Here is a 14,041-nt window from a genome sequence, read left to right as displayed (position 1 = left end):
TGTTCGCTGTCTGCGTGCAGAATATCTTATTGGCAGATTCGGGCAAGACAGGTTTTTCCATGACATCCCTGATCAAGATGCATGTTTGTTATGTGCGCGGCGTCCCCTTCAGGCCCGATTATCGTCATGAAAAGTTTGCAGCTCGCATCATGAACCGCACGCCAAAAGGCTTTTTCCTTTTCCGATCCGTTCCAGCCACTTTTCAATTCGGTCACAGAACCATCCGAAAACTTAAACGACATGATATCGAGCGCATTTGCAAATGCATGTTCGGACACGCGCCCCTCTGATGCACCATTGACATTGCGACACTGATAGTCGGACCCCGTGCCAACTTCTGTGACTTTCACATCGTTGCCATAGACCTTGCTTGCGGCTTCACTGACATGCTCCGACCATTTGGCAAGCGTAACAGCCATAGCGCAATTTGTTGTGACAGGATTTGCGAACTTCAGGGGCTGGGCTTTACCAATTGCAGTCAGCGAAAGCGGCGACTGCGCGCTGCATTGAGGACTATCATTGATCGGTGGGGAGAGCTTTCCCTCCACGTCGCCTTGCATGAGGGCTGGGCAGGCAACCTGATAGATGCGCTCGTTTTTCTCTGGCCTTGGTGTTTCAACATTGCTTTTAGCCGGTTCTGCCGATTGGGCCGGCTCTTTTTCGCGTCGTGGCGCATCCGCTTCTCGTCCTGGCGCTGGCGTGGGAACTGGAATCACAGTGACTGGCGCTGACTGCGGCTTTGATCGTTGCTGCCTGGTGCTGCGTTTCTTTTTGGTGCGTTTTTGAGGCGTGGTCTTCTTTGTGTTTCCGCTTAATGCGCGTTCAATAAGATTTTGCGCATTTGCTGTTCCAGTCCTCGGCCAGTTCCCGCCGCAAATCAACGTAATCGAACATGCGAGGAGGAGGGTCGTTATCGCTTTGGGAAAGAAAGAGAAAGAAACGGCCATGTTTGCCTCTTTTGATATGACGCACCCTGGTTTAATGTCGATAAGGCAGTTGTCGTTCCTTCACGCTTCGTGGCGCACGGTTATATATGGCCAAATGGCTTAAAATCCGGGCTTAAGCCTTGACAAGATGACACGCTAATGACTACAAGCCGCCATCGCTGGAGCTTCATCGCTCCGGCGTTTCATTTGACGTGTCCCGTGGATGAAGATCGCAGCTGCGCGCTTCATTCTGTCAGTCTCTGGAAAACAGGGGCAGAGGAGGGCGCGTTTCCTGTCTGCGCCGTAAGGCGCATCAACTTTTTAAAGGAAATGCGATGAGCAAGCGCGAATCCGCTAAGTACAAAATTGATCGCCGCCTTGGCGAAAACATTTGGGGTCGTCCGAAGTCCCCTGTAAACCGTCGTGAATATGGCCCAGGCCAGCACGGTCAGCGCCGTAAGGGCAAGCTTTCCGACTACGGTGTACAGCTCCGTGCAAAGCAGAAGCTCAAGGGCTTCTACGGCGATATTTCGGAAAAGCAGTTCCGCAAGACCTATGACGAAGCAGCTCGCCGCAAGGGCGATACTGGTGAAAACCTCATCGGCCTGCTCGAATCGCGTCTGGATGCTGTCGTGTACCGCGCAAAGTTCGTTCCAACGATTTTTGCTGCACGTCAGTTCATCAACCACGGTCACGTTAACGTAAACGGCCGCCGCGTCAACATTCAGTCCTACCGCCTCAAGGCTGGCGACGTTGTTGAAGTTCGCGAAAAGTCGAAGCAGCTCGTCATCGTTCTCGAAGCTGTTGCGCTCGCTGAACGCGATGTTCCTGACTACGTTGAAGTTGATCACAACAAGATGGTTGCGACCTACTCCCGCGTTCCAACCCTGGCTGACGTTCCATACGCAGTTCAGATGGAACCAAACCTCGTCGTCGAATTCTATTCGCGTTAATTCTGAGCCTCTGGCTCAGAGCATTTCCAGCAAAAGTGCGAAGCGGTTTTGCGTGAGGGAATGCGTGAAAGCAAAAATAAATGGCCGCCCTCGGTTTTCCCGAGGGCGGCTTTTCTGTATGTAGACGTTAATCTGTTTCTCTCATGTACAGGAAGCATAATGAACGCTTTCGATCCCAATAGTGCGGAGGATTCCGGCACTGATGGCTGTCATCCGCTTTTCCGCGATGTCCCTGCCTCCGTTGAATTCAACAAGCTGCGCAAGCGTTTGCTGCGGCTGACACGTCAGGCCATTGAAGATTTTGCAATGGTTAAACCCGGCGAGCGCTGGATGGTTTGTCTGTCTGGTGGCAAGGATTCCTACGGTCTCTTGGCACTGCTGCTTGATCTCAAATGGCGTGGTCTGTTGCCAGTGGAGCTGCTGGCAGTCAACCTCGATCAGGGGCAGCCCAATTTCCCAAAGCATATTCTGCCGGACTTCCTGAACCGGTACGGCATCGAACATCGCATTGAATATCAGGACACCTATTCGATCGTCACGCAAAAGCTGCCCGAAAACAGCACCTATTGCTCGCTTTGCTCGCGTTTGCGCCGCGGCAATCTTTATCGCATTGCGCGTGAAGAAGGTTGTTCGGCGATTGTGCTCGGCCATCACCGCGAAGACATCCTCGAAACCTTCTTTATGAATCTGTTTCATGGCGGGCGACTTGCCGCCATGCCGCCAAAGCTTCTTAATGATGAAGGCGACTTGATGCTGTTCCGTCCGCTTGCTTATGCGGCGGAAGAAGATATGGAAAAATTTGCGACAGCCATGCAGTTCCCGATCATTCCGTGCGATCTTTGTGGCAGTCAGGAAGGGCTTCAGCGCAATGCAATGAAGGCAATGTTGATCGATATTGAAAAGCGGATGCCGGGCCGCAAGGACACGATGATCCGCGCCATGACCAACGTTCGGCCAAGCCATCTGCTGGATCGCAAATTGTTTGACTTCGCAAGTCTCATGACCAGTTCTGACGTGGAGAATACCAGTGCAGTTTAACGAAAAGCAGGTTGATTGGTTGGCAGACCTTCTGGCCGAAGCCGCAAATGCTGAGATTATGCCACGCTTCCGCCAACTGGGGCAGGGTGATATTCGCCAGAAAACGTCTGCTGCCGATCTCGTTACCGAAGCTGACGTGAATGCAGAACGCTTTATCACTGCACGTCTCAAGGAGCGCTTTCCCAATGCGCTGATTGTTGGCGAAGAAGCCTGTTCTGATGATGAAACATTGCTCAATGGTCTTGGTGATGCAGAGCTCGCATTCACTATTGATCCGGTGGACGGTACGTTTAATTTCGCTTCAGGTGTTCCGCTGTTTGGCGTGATGCTGGCCGTTGTTGTCAAAGGCGAGACGGTTGCCGGTATTATCTATGATCCTGTGGGTAAAGACTGGATTCTCGCTTCAAAGGGCAGCGGTAGCCATATCCGCTATGCCAATGGCTTAATGAGCCCTGTGAAGGTCGCAGCATCAGCGGATATTTCGCAGATGACGGGATCGGTTTCCTGGCAATATACGGCTGAACCAGTTCGGTCGCGCCTTGCGCGCAATCATACGAAATTTTTGTCGCAGATTGGCTATCGTTGCGCGGCCCACGAATATCGTATCATCGCCACGGGTGGCGCGCATTTCGCTTGCTACAACAAGTTGATGCCGTGGGATCATTTGCCCGGCGCACTCATCCATCAGGAAGCAGGCGGTTATCTTGCGCGCTGGGATGAGAGCGATTACCTGCCATCGCATACAGGCGGCGGCCTTCTGGTGGCGCCAGACAAGGAAAGCTGGAAAGCAATTCAGTCGGCCCTTTTTGCAGAATGAAAAAAGCCCGCCAAATGGCGGGCTTTTCCAACGGTTCGTCAGAGTGGCTTGTTATGCTGCCTGAACATCTTGCCGCGTTCGGCAATCAACACACAGATGAATGCGATAAAACCCAGCACACAATAGCCTGCCGCAACGGGTGTTGTCGTTCCGTCAAATGCCTGACCGATGATCGCTCCAAGCGCTGCACCAATCACGGTCTGTGTAAAGCCGAGAACAGAAGACGCTGTACCAGCGACTTCGCCGAGTGGCTCCATTGCCAGCGCGTTGAAATTCGACGTTACCAAACTGAACGAGAACATGATTGTCATATAGATCATCATAAGCATCCAGAATGGTACCGGTCCGCTCAGGCTAAGGGAAAGCACGACCCAAAGCAGGCTGAAGCCAACAAAAACCAGCAGCATCGTCTGCGAAATGCGGCGCATCCCATAACGTCCGACCAGACGTGAATTAAGAAAGGATGCAAGAGCGAGCGTCATGGCCACCGCTGCAAAGGCCAGCGGAAACATTGTGCCGAGATTGTAAATATCGACAAAGATCTGCTGCGCCGAGTTGATATAGCCAAACAGCGCACCAAGGATGAATGACGTTCCCAACATGTAAAAAAGCGCTATGCGGTTAGACAAAACAATGCCGAAGCCACCGATGATGCTTTTCAGCGTCAATGGGCGACGGTGGTTGACGGGCAAAGTTTCCGGCAGGCGGATATAGGCCCAGATGGCAACGATCGCAGCCATCACCGCCATGGATAGGAATATCAGATGCCATTCACCAAACAGCATGATCAGCTGGCCGGTTGCAGGCGCAATCACCGGCAGGATCATGAACACCATCATCACGAGTGACATGACCTCAGCCATCTGACGGCCTGCAAAACGATCACGCACAACCGAAACGGCAATGACACGCGTTGCTGCCGCGCCGAAGCCTTGCAAAACACGCAGCACGATCAGCGTCGTGAAATCGGTGGCAAAAGCCGCGCCGAGTGCTGCCAGAATGTAAATCAGCAGGCCGCCAAAAAGTGGAAGTCTTCTGCCATAGCGATCGCTGAGCGGACCGTAAAACAGCTGTGATACGCCAAAGCCCAGCAGATAAGCGGTGATGACATATTGAGCATGATTTTCCGATAGAATACCGAGACTCGTGCCGATTTGGGGTAGACCGGGCAACATGATGTCCACTGCCAGCGCATTGATCGCCATGATTGCAGCAATAAGCGCAATAAATTCACCACGTGCACCCGCGGGCGTCTGTTGGTCCAATGAGCTTTTCTGAATATCGGTTGGCATTAGGGTAGTCCTCGATAAGCGGCACACCGGTCAGAGGATCGCCGGTGGAGCAGTCGGAATTTATAAAACAGATGCCTGTCATGACGATGCGTCAGGCAAGAGAAAAGGCGCCGTTTCATGGCGCCTTTTAGAAAAGGTGAGCTTTAAAAGCCGTATGAGGGGATAATTAATCCTTAAGCGGCTTTGGTTGCAATACCCTTATCGGCAAAAAGTGTCTGCAATTCGTTGGACTGGAACATTTCGCGGATGATGTCGCAACCGCCAATAAACTCGCCCTTTACATAGAGCTGAGGAATGGTTGGCCAGCTGGAATAGTCCTTGATGCCCTGACGGATTTCGTCGGATGCAAGAACGTTTACACCCTTATAATCGACGCCAAGATAGTCGAGGATCTGCACGACCTGACCGGAAAAACCACATTGCGGGAAACCTGGTGTGCCCTTCATGAACAGCACAACATCGTTGGTCTTCACTTCGTTGTCGATGAAATCGTTGATTCCGGTCATTTTAGTTCCTTTCAGGATGCCGGTTCAAGTCCCGGCCCGCGTAGGGAGAGGCTCTGCCCCAATATAGTAAGTTGAGCTTTGGTAATCACCCTCTAAAGGTGAAAGCAAGTCAAATTAGCGCGAAAACAGGCTGTTCTGGGGGCAACATCTTGCCGCAGTAACATAGCGCCGCCACATATTGCTTTCTGAAAGCGCATCAAGGGCGGCGCTGATATGTTATTCTGGTATGCTGGTCTGGAGCGCGAGCGCATGAAGAACGCCGCCCATATTGCCTTTAAGTGCGTCATAGACCATCTGGTGCTGCTGCACGCGTGACTTGCCACGGAAACTTTCCGCAACAACTTCAGCAGCGTAGTGGTCTCCATCTCCGGCAAGGTCGCGGATCGTCACCTTTGCGCCAGGAATACCTTCGCGTATCAGTTTTTCGATCTCATGTGCGTCCATAGCCATGCAAAATCTCCTGCCTTTCAGGGCTTCTTCTTGTTCGTTTCGAATCGTAACGCATCATCGTGATACGTCAATCTTCAACTGTCTAACGTTTAAATGAGCGACAAGCAAACGCCCGGCACAGAGTTCCCGGCCGGGCGTCAATTGGTAACAGTGCCGACCAATAACGCTTAGTTATCGACCGCAGCTTCGCCGCTCATAAAGCTTGGGAACCAGCCTTCAAAGGCAGCCGTGAGGTCTGCGACCGAAACATCGATGATCGTGCCGAATTTCAGACGATCACCGCCAACTGTTCCAAGTATGCGGAATGCCAGGCCCGCACCTTCAGCATTGAGCGCAATCAGCTTTGCCATTTCAGGCGTAGCTGAGACGACATAACGTGCCTGATCTTCACCAAAGAGCGTTGCATGTGGCAGGCCGTCACCGGCATCAAGTACAGCGCCCTTGCCAGATTTGATTGCCATTTCAGCTACACCAACAGCAAGGCCGCCGTCGGATAGATCGTGACAGGCTGTCACCTGACCATTGCGGATCGCCGAGCGAACAAATTCGCCGGTACGCTTTTCAAGCCCAAGATCAACGGCTGGTGCCGGACCATCCGCGCGGTCAAACAGATCACGAAGATAGATCGACTGACCGAGATGCGAGCCGTCGCTACCCAGCAGAACCAGCGTGTCGCCATCCTGCATGCCGCCTATCTTGGCCATCTGAGACCAGTCAGGAATAAGGCCGACACCCGCTATGGTTGGAGTCGGCAGGATCGCCTCGCCATTGGTTTCGTTGTAGAGCGAGACGTTGCCCGAAACGATTGGGAAATCGAGCGCGCGGCAAGCCTCGCCGATACCTTCGATTGCCTTGACCAGCTGGCCCATGATTTCCGGCTTTTCAGGATTGCCGAAGTTCAGGTTGTCGGTCGAAGCGAGCGGCTCAGCACCGGTTGCGGTAATGTTGCGCCAGCATTCAGCAACCGCCTGCTTGCCACCTTCAAACGGATCAGCTTCGCAATAGCGTGGCGTTACGTCAGACGAGAAAGCGAGTGCCTTGGTGGGATGGCCTTCAACGCGGATCACACCGGCGTCACCACCCGGAAGCTGCAATGAATTGCCCTGAATGAGCGTGTCATACTGCTCATAAACCCAGCGGCGCGACGAACCATCCGGCGAACCGACGAGCTTGAGCAGCGCATCGGAATAGTCTTCAACCTGCGGCACATTGGCTGCTGGTAGCGGAGCGTGCTTGCCCGGTTCCATCCACGGACGATCATATTCAGGAGCTTCGTCACCGAGTTCCTTGATCGGCAGATTGGCAACTTCTTCGCCCTGATGAATGACGCGGAAGCGCAGATCATCGGTTGTCTTTCCAACGATCGCGAAATCAAGACCCCACTTACGGAAGATCGCTTGTGCTTCTTCTTCCATTTCAGGCTTGAGAACCATGAGCATACGCTCCTGGCTTTCCGACAGCATCATTTCATAAGCTGTCATATTCACTTCGCGAACCGGAACATGATCGAGAATGAGCTCGATTCCAAGATCGCCTTTGGCACCCATTTCAACGGCAGAACAGGTGAGGCCAGCCGCACCCATGTCCTGAATCGCAATAACAGCACCCGAAGCCATCAGCTCAAGACAGGCTTCGAGCAGGCACTTCTCGGTGAATGGGTCACCAACCTGAACGGTCGGGCGTTTTTCTTCAATTGATTCGTCAAACTCGGCCGATGCCATGGTGGCACCGCCCACGCCATCACGGCCCGTCTTGGCACCGAGATAGACAACCGGCAGGCCAACGCCCTTGGCTTCTGACAGGAAGATGCCGTCATGCTTGGCAAGACCGGCAGCAAAAGCATTGACGAGGATATTGCCGTTATAGCGCTTGTCGAAATTGACTTCGCCGCCGACGGTCGGAACGCCGAAGGCATTGCCATAACCGCCAACGCCGGAAACAACACCGGAAACGAGGTGGCGGGTCTTCGGATGATCAGGCTCGCCGAACCGCAGCGCATTCATGGCTGCAATCGGACGTGCGCCCATGGTGAAAACATCGCGCAGAATGCCGCCAACGCCTGTCGCAGCCCCTTGATAAGGCTCAATGTAAGATGGGTGGTTGTGGCTTTCCATCTTGAAGACGACACAGTCGCCATCGCCAATATCCACAACGCCGGCATTCTCGCCGGGGCCCTGAAGTACGCGGGGACCAGTCGTTGGCAGCGTCCGCAGCCACTTCTTCGACGACTTGTAGGAACAATGCTCATTCCACATTGCAGAAAAGATTCCGAGCTCCGTGAAGCTTGGTTCGCGTCCGATCAGATCAAGAATACGCTGGTATTCGTTCGGCTTGAGGCCGTGGGCAGAGATAAGTTCCGGCGTGATATCGCGCTTATTGGAAATAGTCATGGAGATGAGGGACCCCGTCGCAGGCTGCGGTACCCGGAAACTTCTGCCGAAGGGCGGACACCTAAGGTTTCAAGGGGCCTCTTTAACCTAACTCTGTTGGAAGCGCGACAGGAAAATGCCGATTTCCCGGTTCAAATGCTGCCTTCATAGCCTGCTTGTTCGTTTTCCAGCAGCTGACGTAGGGCTGTGAAGCCATTTTCGACATCACTGCGGTCGGCCGGCGAGGAAAAAGCGATGCGAACCCGATGATATGTCCGATCGATACGCCCGGCTTTGAACTCGTCTTCATCATCGATCAGCAATCCGTTTTCATAGGCCGCGGCTTTAAACGTGCTGGCAAGCCAGGGCTCGGGCAGTTTCAACCAGAGGATAGGCACATGCGGTGAAGAAACGAAGTCGTAACCGGCAAAGATTTCGCGGGCCAGCCGCTCGCGCCATTCGATTTCCGCAGAGCACTTGTCCAGCAGGGCATTCGCCTGACCGGAAAGCACGGTTTGAGCAGCCGTTTCAGCGAGCAGAAAGGACACGCCGCCAGTCATCAGCTTATGGGTCACCCTCAAACGCTGCGCACAATGCGGAGGGCAGGCCACCCAGCCACAACGCAAACCAGCCGTTACCGCTTTTGAAAGACTGCCTAAGAGAAAGGTGCGCTCTGGCGCAATGTCTGCAATTTTCGGGATATTTGATCGAGTCATGACCCCGTAAGTGTCGTCTTCGATCAGCCAGACATTGTGCCGCGCTGCGATATTGGCAATTGCAACCCGGCGCTCATAGGGCATGGTTGCAAGTGTGGGGTTGTGGATGCTTGGCATCAGAAATGCCATTGTCGGATGCTGTTGATTGCAGACCCGCTCAAATTCTTCCGGTATCATTCCGTATTCATCGCTTGCGGCAATCGCAATGCGTCGCCCGGTAATTCGGACGGAACGGCTCACCTGTGTATAAGTGAGATCTTCAAAAACGATCCTGTCACCGGGTGCGGTAAAGGCCGTAATTGCCGCAACTGCACCCGCATGCGCGCCGTTGGTGACCACAATGTTGCTCGCATCGGCGGGCGCATTTTCCTGATTGAGCCATTGGCGACCGGCCTCAAGCCAGTGTTGCGGAAAATACCGCGTGTAATTAACGATTTCATGCGGGAAATTGCGGATAACAGACGTGATAAGTGGCTCAAGCGCCGCGTTCTGTCCAATATCCGGTGCCGCTGTCGTGTCAAAGCGCCCTTTGTCGAGCGGGGCATCCTGAATTCGCGTGCCCGCTATGCCATCGCTGGAATAGGCGAGGGGCGCATCCTTTCGATCAGTCTTGCCAAGCACATAGGTTCCGCGGCCAACTTCGCCGGTTACAAGCCCACGTTCGTGCGCAAGCGCATAAGCGCGCCCAATTGTACCGATTGTCACCTTTAGATCGAAGGCCAAGTTGCGCTGGGGTGGCAGTTTCTGCCCCGCTGGCAAAGAGTTGTTGGCAATTGCCTCTTCAATCGCATCAGCGAGTTGCAAATAAAGCGGACCGGACTTGCCGGTGAGATCGGGGAGCCAATTTGTCATGGTCACAATATAAGCATTGTGTCGGTTCTTGAGTCAATTGTATTTGAGCAGTCAAGCGTCAAACGAACGTGAAATAGCGGTTTTGCCCATATAAAAGGCTCTTTGCTATGACATATACGTCAATTAAGCATGATGAAATAGATACAATTGATACAATCATCGCGCGGGAAAGTGAATTTTGTTATGCTTCCCGCTCTGTCTGGCAGCGCTTTGTCGAATGGTGGAAATTGCGTGCCATGCTGCGCCGCAGCCGCATTCAATTGATGAACCTCACGGACGATCAGTTGCGCGATATTGGTATTACGCGGGTGGACGCTGACATGGAAGCGCGCAAGGTACGCTTCCATATCCGCTAATTATTTATCCGGTCAGCAGCCCTTTTCGCCTGATGCCCAGCGATTGATATCCGTAGCGATCCGGCTGCCATGGCTCTGCTGCATCATAGGACCAAAGGCCTCGATCCGGGCTGGATTGCCCTGGGCCTGAACAACGAGCAAGGGACGCCCTGCAAGATTGCGCGACGGAACCACCAGAATACGCGGACGGCCAGTAAATGAATTCAACTCTGGCGCTAATGCATAACCGCGGAAGCCTTTGTCCTTTGATTTAAACCAGCAACTGTTGGCACCTAGCGCAATGCGCTCCATGGTTGGCAGCGCTGCCTTATTCGAATCAAGGGCAACAGGGCCGGGGGCAGGCGTTGGCGAGCAGGCTGAAAAAAGCGCAAGAGCAGGCAGAGCGACAAGCGCAATGGTCTTATTCTTCAAGGAAGACTCCATCAAAACGCGTTCGGCAGAGCGCAGAAATTGGCCAGCCGATAAGCGTGTAGAAACAAGGTGTTAACGCGAACCCTAAAAGCTCACATTGTGTCAGGTGAGATCATTCAAGCAAGTTGCGGCATGAAAGCCTTCAATCCGTCACTCATTTCATTCCATATGAGTTCGAATGCAGGGTCGCGCGTTGCTTTCACGGCATATGTGTCGAATTTTGGGTAAGCCGCCAGCAAATCGTCTTTTCCAGAAAGCTTCTTGAGTGGCTCCATGAGAAAACGCACGGGCAGCAGCCATGCATCGGCAAGTGTCGGCGCATCATTGAGTGCGAAATCATGATCGGTCAGGCGCGATTCAACAACACTCAGGCCCTTATGCAGCTTCGTGAAAAGCCGCTCGATCGTTGCCGCGTCTCGTTCTGGTTTGCTTTGAAGAATAAAGAGCTTCATTGCCGGTTCGAGTATATCGATTTCAGCAATACGTGCCAGAAGCCGGATCAGAGCGCGCTCGCGCGGGCTTCCGGGCAGGACAGGCGTGTCTGGATAATGATCTTCAAGATATTCAGCAATGACGATTGCTTCAAACAGCGTTTCGCCCGAGCCGGTAATCAGCACAGGAACACGCTTGAGCGGTGTCACATCGCCAAAATCAGCAGGAAATGGGTAAGACAGATTGAGCGGTTTGAATGGCAGCTCTTTGAGATAAAGAACGCCGCGCACAAAAGCGGAATAAGGGGAGAGAGGGCGTGAATATAATTGCATCGGTATCGTTCCCCGATTCGGTTGCCGCAGGAAGTATCCACCGCATAAGCTGGCATGAATTTTCAAAGAGTGCCAGAGGATTGAGTATCGGTTTAACCGGGAAATAAAAAACGGCCTCCGGGTTTAACCGAAGGCCGTTTCGCGATGAGTGTAATTATTTTCAGGCTCAGGCAGCAATACCAAGAGCGCCTGCAAAAAGCGCACGGCCATCGCTGCCGCCATGGGCCGCTTCAATCAGGTTCTCGGGATGTGGCATCATGCCAAGAACATTACCGCGTGCATTGACGATACCAGCAATATCATTGACCGAACCATTCGGGTTGGTGTCTTCAGCATAACGGAACACAACCTGACCTTCACCTTCGAGGCGCTTCAGCGTTTCAGCATCGGCGAAATAGTTGCCGTCATGATGCGCAACCGGGCAGCGGATGATCTGGCCCGGCTGATAGCCGCGCGTGAATGCGGTGTTTGCATTGCTGACTTCGAGCTTCACTTCGCGGCAGACGAACTTCAGTGATGTGTTGCGCATCAGCGCACCCGGCAGCATTCCGGCTTCAACCAGAATCTGGAAGCCATTGCAGACGCCGATAACCATGACACCCTTGTCGGCTTTCTCACGAATAGCCTGCATCACAGGCATACGTGCTGCAATTGCACCGCAACGCAGGTAATCGCCATAGGAGAAACCACCCGGAATGAGGATCAGATCAACATCGTCAGGGATGGAAGTATCTGTCTGCCATACGGTGATTGGTGCCTGACCGGAAATCTTAGTGATGGCCGCAATCATGTCGCGGTCACGGTTGAGGCCCGGAAGAAGAACGACTGCTGCTTTCATGGCGTTTTACGTCTCTTTGATTTGAGTGCCCTTCAAAATCGTTGCTTAAGCGAGTTGAAGGCGCGCAAAAAACTTGGTTTCAGCCGCAGTGCGTCAGGCGATGACGATTGCGTAATCTTCAATGACCGTGTTGGCGAGCAGCTTCTCACACATGGCCTTGATTTCGGCTTCAGCTTTCGCCTTGTCTGTGCCTTCGAGTTCAAGATCGAAGACCTTGCCCTGACGGACGGAGTTGATTCCTTCGAAGCCCAGACTGCCGAGCGCGCCGACAATAGCTTTGCCCTGCGGGTCGAGAACGCCGTTTTTCAGTGTAACGGTGACGCGTGCCTTGATCACTTGGTAGTTCCTGCTGATCTGTAATAAAGACAATGAAAACAGCCCGGAACGCGAGTTGCCGGGCTGTGCGGATTTTTACTTCACAAGCGTAGGGCCGGAAGGACGGGGCGATTCGTTCTCGTTCATGATGCCGAGACGACGCGCCACTTCCTGATAAGCCTCAACCAGTCCGCCCATATCGCGGCGGAAGCGGTCCTTATCAAGCTTGTCATTGGTGTTGATGTCCCAAAGACGTGCTGAGTCTGGTGAAATTTCGTCAGCAACGACGATGCGCATCATATCGCCTTCAAACAGACGTCCGCATTCCATCTTGAAGTCAACAAGCTGAATGCCGATGCCGAGGAACAGGCCGGTCAGGAAATCGTTGACGCGAATGGCAAGAGCCATAATGTCGTCGATTTCCGCAGGGCTTGCCCAGCCGAAAGCGGTGATGTGCTCTTCGGTGACCATAGGGTCATCAAGCGCATCTGCCTTGTAATAAAACTCGATGATCGAGCGCGGCAGAACCGTGCCTTCTTCCAGACCAAGGCGCTTGGATAACGAACCAGCCGCAACGTTGCGCACAACGACTTCAAGCGGGATGATTTCCACTTCCTTGATCAGCTGCTCACGCATGTTGAGACGGCGGATAAAGTGGGTTGGAATACCAATGCGATTAAGCTGGGTAAAGATGTGCTCGGAGATGCGGTTGTTTAACACGCCTTTTCCGTCAACAACTTCATGCTTCTTCGCGTTGAACGCGGTTGCGTCATCTTTGAAGAACTGGACAAGAGTACCGGGTTCAGGGCCTTCATAAAGAATCTTGGCCTTGCCCTCGTAAATACGGCGGCGACGGTTCATGGCTTTTCTCGGATTTCCAAAAATGTGATGATCGGCTTGTGCCGCTATTCTCGCGGGCTACGTATAGCAATTGTGGGCTTTTAACAATCCTGCTTTACACCCGTTCCCCCGTTTTAAGCGTTTAACGGCCATATTAATCAAGAAAGTGATGTTTGGCACTTGTATAATCTTGCTCTCCTTGCCAGCTTTAGGCAAGAGAACGGATAACGATCTTATATAAGTTAACAGCTTGGGAGTTGTATGAATGGCCACTGGCATGGATGAACGCCGCAACGCTTTCGAAAGCAAGTTTGCACATGATGCCGAGCTTCGCTTCAAGGCAGAAGCGCGCCGTAACAAGATTCTTGGTCTTTGGGCCGCAGAACTGTTGGGCAAGCACGACGCAGATGCAGAAGCCTATGCTCGTGACGTTGTCGCAGCCGACTTTGAAGAAGCAGGTGATGAAGACGTATTCCGTAAGCTGCGTGCTGATTTTGATGCGGCTGGGGTGAAGGTGGAAGACGAAACCATTCGTGAAAAAATGTTCGCTTTCCTTGAGGAAGCGGTTCAGCAAGTGCAGAAAGACTAATCAGTATGT

16 protein-coding genes are annotated in these 14,041 nt (G+C 53.0%); 5 read left to right on the top strand and 11 right to left on the bottom strand.

Annotated features, from left to right (window positions below; translation table 11 throughout):
- Positions 1–26: 26 nt before the first annotated feature.
- Positions 27–947, bottom strand: a complete 921-nt coding sequence (locus VBH83_RS05560) for an extensin family protein (RefSeq protein WP_396996681.1) — start codon at positions 945–947, stop codon at positions 27–29.
- Positions 948–1,261: 314 nt separating this feature from the next.
- Here VBH83_RS05560 and rpsD point away from each other — a divergent pair, with 314 nt between their 5' ends.
- The 3 genes from rpsD to VBH83_RS05545 all read left to right on the top strand — a co-directional run bounded on the left by rpsD (position 1,262) and on the right by VBH83_RS05545 (position 3,734).
- Positions 1,262–1,879: a 30S ribosomal protein S4 gene (gene rpsD / locus VBH83_RS05555; protein WP_265983576.1), complete on the top strand. Its 618-nt coding sequence runs from the start codon at positions 1,262–1,264 to the stop codon at positions 1,877–1,879.
- A 159-nt stretch (positions 1,880–2,038) separates the two neighbouring features.
- Entirely contained in the window at positions 2,039–2,917 is an 879-nt protein-coding gene (gene ttcA / locus VBH83_RS05550) for a tRNA 2-thiocytidine(32) synthetase TtcA (RefSeq protein ID WP_265983577.1), read from the top strand.
- Complete coding sequence (locus tag VBH83_RS05545; RefSeq protein WP_265983579.1) at positions 2,907–3,734, top strand: inositol monophosphatase family protein; 828 nt, start codon at positions 2,907–2,909, stop codon at positions 3,732–3,734. Before ttcA ends, VBH83_RS05545 begins: the two co-directional genes overlap by 11 nt.
- A 38-nt stretch (positions 3,735–3,772) precedes the next feature.
- Here the strand turns inward: VBH83_RS05545 and VBH83_RS05540 are convergent, their stop codons facing one another.
- The 5 genes from VBH83_RS05540 to VBH83_RS05520 form a co-directional block, all read right to left on the bottom strand.
- Positions 3,773–5,026: a multidrug effflux MFS transporter gene (locus VBH83_RS05540; RefSeq protein ID WP_265983580.1), complete on the bottom strand. Its 1,254-nt coding sequence runs from the start codon at positions 5,024–5,026 to the stop codon at positions 3,773–3,775.
- Positions 5,027–5,199: 173 nt separating this feature from the next.
- Positions 5,200–5,532, bottom strand: coding sequence for a Grx4 family monothiol glutaredoxin (gene grxD / locus VBH83_RS05535; RefSeq protein WP_265983582.1), 333 nt, complete (start codon positions 5,530–5,532; stop codon positions 5,200–5,202).
- A 216-nt stretch (positions 5,533–5,748) separates the two neighbouring features.
- Positions 5,749–5,982 (bottom strand): BolA/IbaG family iron-sulfur metabolism protein, encoded by a 234-nt coding sequence (locus VBH83_RS05530; RefSeq protein WP_134153339.1) that lies wholly within the window; start codon positions 5,980–5,982, stop codon positions 5,749–5,751.
- 167 nt (positions 5,983–6,149) lie between these two features.
- Positions 6,150–8,372 (bottom strand): phosphoribosylformylglycinamidine synthase subunit PurL, encoded by a 2,223-nt coding sequence (purL, locus tag VBH83_RS05525; RefSeq protein WP_396996677.1) that lies wholly within the window; start codon positions 8,370–8,372, stop codon positions 6,150–6,152.
- A gap of 131 nt (positions 8,373–8,503) precedes the next feature.
- Positions 8,504–9,919: a PLP-dependent aminotransferase family protein gene (locus tag VBH83_RS05520; protein WP_265983875.1), complete on the bottom strand. Its 1,416-nt coding sequence runs from the start codon at positions 9,917–9,919 to the stop codon at positions 8,504–8,506.
- A gap of 107 nt (positions 9,920–10,026) precedes the next feature.
- Here VBH83_RS05520 and VBH83_RS05515 point away from each other — a divergent pair, with 107 nt between their 5' ends.
- Positions 10,027–10,275: a DUF1127 domain-containing protein gene (locus VBH83_RS05515; protein ID WP_265983584.1), complete on the top strand. Its 249-nt coding sequence runs from the start codon at positions 10,027–10,029 to the stop codon at positions 10,273–10,275.
- 12 nt (positions 10,276–10,287) lie between these two features.
- Here VBH83_RS05515 and VBH83_RS05510 read toward each other — a convergent pair whose 3' ends face one another.
- From VBH83_RS05510 to purC, 5 genes are all read right to left on the bottom strand, one after another.
- A complete protein-coding gene (locus tag VBH83_RS05510; protein ID WP_265983585.1) occupies positions 10,288–10,686 on the bottom strand; it encodes a hypothetical protein in 399 nt (132 codons plus the stop codon).
- Between the two features lie 116 nt (positions 10,687–10,802).
- Entirely contained in the window at positions 10,803–11,450 is a 648-nt protein-coding gene (locus VBH83_RS05505; RefSeq protein WP_265983586.1) for a glutathione S-transferase family protein, read from the bottom strand.
- Positions 11,451–11,616: 166 nt separating this feature from the next.
- A complete protein-coding gene (gene purQ, locus VBH83_RS05500; RefSeq protein WP_265983587.1) occupies positions 11,617–12,288 on the bottom strand; it encodes a phosphoribosylformylglycinamidine synthase subunit PurQ in 672 nt (223 codons plus the stop codon).
- 93 nt (positions 12,289–12,381) lie between these two features.
- Positions 12,382–12,624 (bottom strand): phosphoribosylformylglycinamidine synthase subunit PurS, encoded by a 243-nt coding sequence (gene purS / locus VBH83_RS05495; protein ID WP_265983588.1) that lies wholly within the window; start codon positions 12,622–12,624, stop codon positions 12,382–12,384.
- A gap of 75 nt (positions 12,625–12,699) precedes the next feature.
- A complete protein-coding gene (purC, locus tag VBH83_RS05490; RefSeq protein WP_265983589.1) occupies positions 12,700–13,464 on the bottom strand; it encodes a phosphoribosylaminoimidazolesuccinocarboxamide synthase in 765 nt (254 codons plus the stop codon).
- A 244-nt stretch (positions 13,465–13,708) separates the two neighbouring features.
- Here purC and VBH83_RS05485 point away from each other — a divergent pair, with 244 nt between their 5' ends.
- The gene (locus VBH83_RS05485; RefSeq protein ID WP_265983590.1) at positions 13,709–14,032 is read left to right on the top strand and encodes a DUF1476 domain-containing protein; all 324 of its coding nucleotides are present in this window, start codon (positions 13,709–13,711) and stop codon (positions 14,030–14,032) included.
- Positions 14,033–14,041 lie beyond the last annotated feature (9 nt).

The organism is Ochrobactrum sp. S1502_03 (assembly GCF_044435015.1).
In the GTDB taxonomy this organism is placed as follows: Bacteria; Pseudomonadota; Alphaproteobacteria; order Rhizobiales; family Rhizobiaceae; genus Brucella; species Brucella chromiisoli.
The sequence above is the reverse complement of the archived record's forward strand: the minus strand, read 5'-3'. Positions and strand labels throughout refer to the sequence as shown.

Bases quoted from the DNA above. Each gene is read 5' to 3' on its own strand.
- ttcA (WP_265983577.1), top strand. From the start codon at position 2,039: ATGAACGCTTTCGATCCCAATAGTGCGGAGGATTCCGGCACTGATGGC.
- purQ (WP_265983587.1), bottom strand. From the start codon at position 12,288: ATGAAAGCAGCAGTCGTTCTTCTTCCGGGCCTCAACCGTGACCGCGAC.
- VBH83_RS05560 (WP_396996681.1), bottom strand. From the start codon at position 947: ATGGCCGTTTCTTTCTCTTTCTTTCCCAAAGCGATAACGACCCTCCTC.
- VBH83_RS05530 (WP_134153339.1), bottom strand. From the start codon at position 5,982: ATGGCTATGGACGCACATGAGATCGAAAAACTGATACGCGAAGGTATT.
- purC (WP_265983589.1), bottom strand. From the start codon at position 13,464: ATGAACCGTCGCCGCCGTATTTACGAGGGCAAGGCCAAGATTCTTTAT.
- VBH83_RS05520 (WP_265983875.1), bottom strand. From the start codon at position 9,919: ATGACAAATTGGCTCCCCGATCTCACCGGCAAGTCCGGTCCGCTTTAT.
- VBH83_RS05505 (WP_265983586.1), bottom strand. From the start codon at position 11,450: ATGCAATTATATTCACGCCCTCTCTCCCCTTATTCCGCTTTTGTGCGC.
- purL (WP_396996677.1), bottom strand. From the start codon at position 8,372: ATGACTATTTCCAATAAGCGCGATATCACGCCGGAACTTATCTCTGCC.
- grxD (WP_265983582.1), bottom strand. From the start codon at position 5,532: ATGACCGGAATCAACGATTTCATCGACAACGAAGTGAAGACCAACGAT.
- rpsD (WP_265983576.1), top strand. From the start codon at position 1,262: ATGAGCAAGCGCGAATCCGCTAAGTACAAAATTGATCGCCGCCTTGGC.
- VBH83_RS05540 (WP_265983580.1), bottom strand. From the start codon at position 5,026: ATGCCAACCGATATTCAGAAAAGCTCATTGGACCAACAGACGCCCGCG.
- VBH83_RS05515 (WP_265983584.1), top strand. From the start codon at position 10,027: ATGACATATACGTCAATTAAGCATGATGAAATAGATACAATTGATACA.
- VBH83_RS05485 (WP_265983590.1), top strand. From the start codon at position 13,709: ATGGCCACTGGCATGGATGAACGCCGCAACGCTTTCGAAAGCAAGTTT.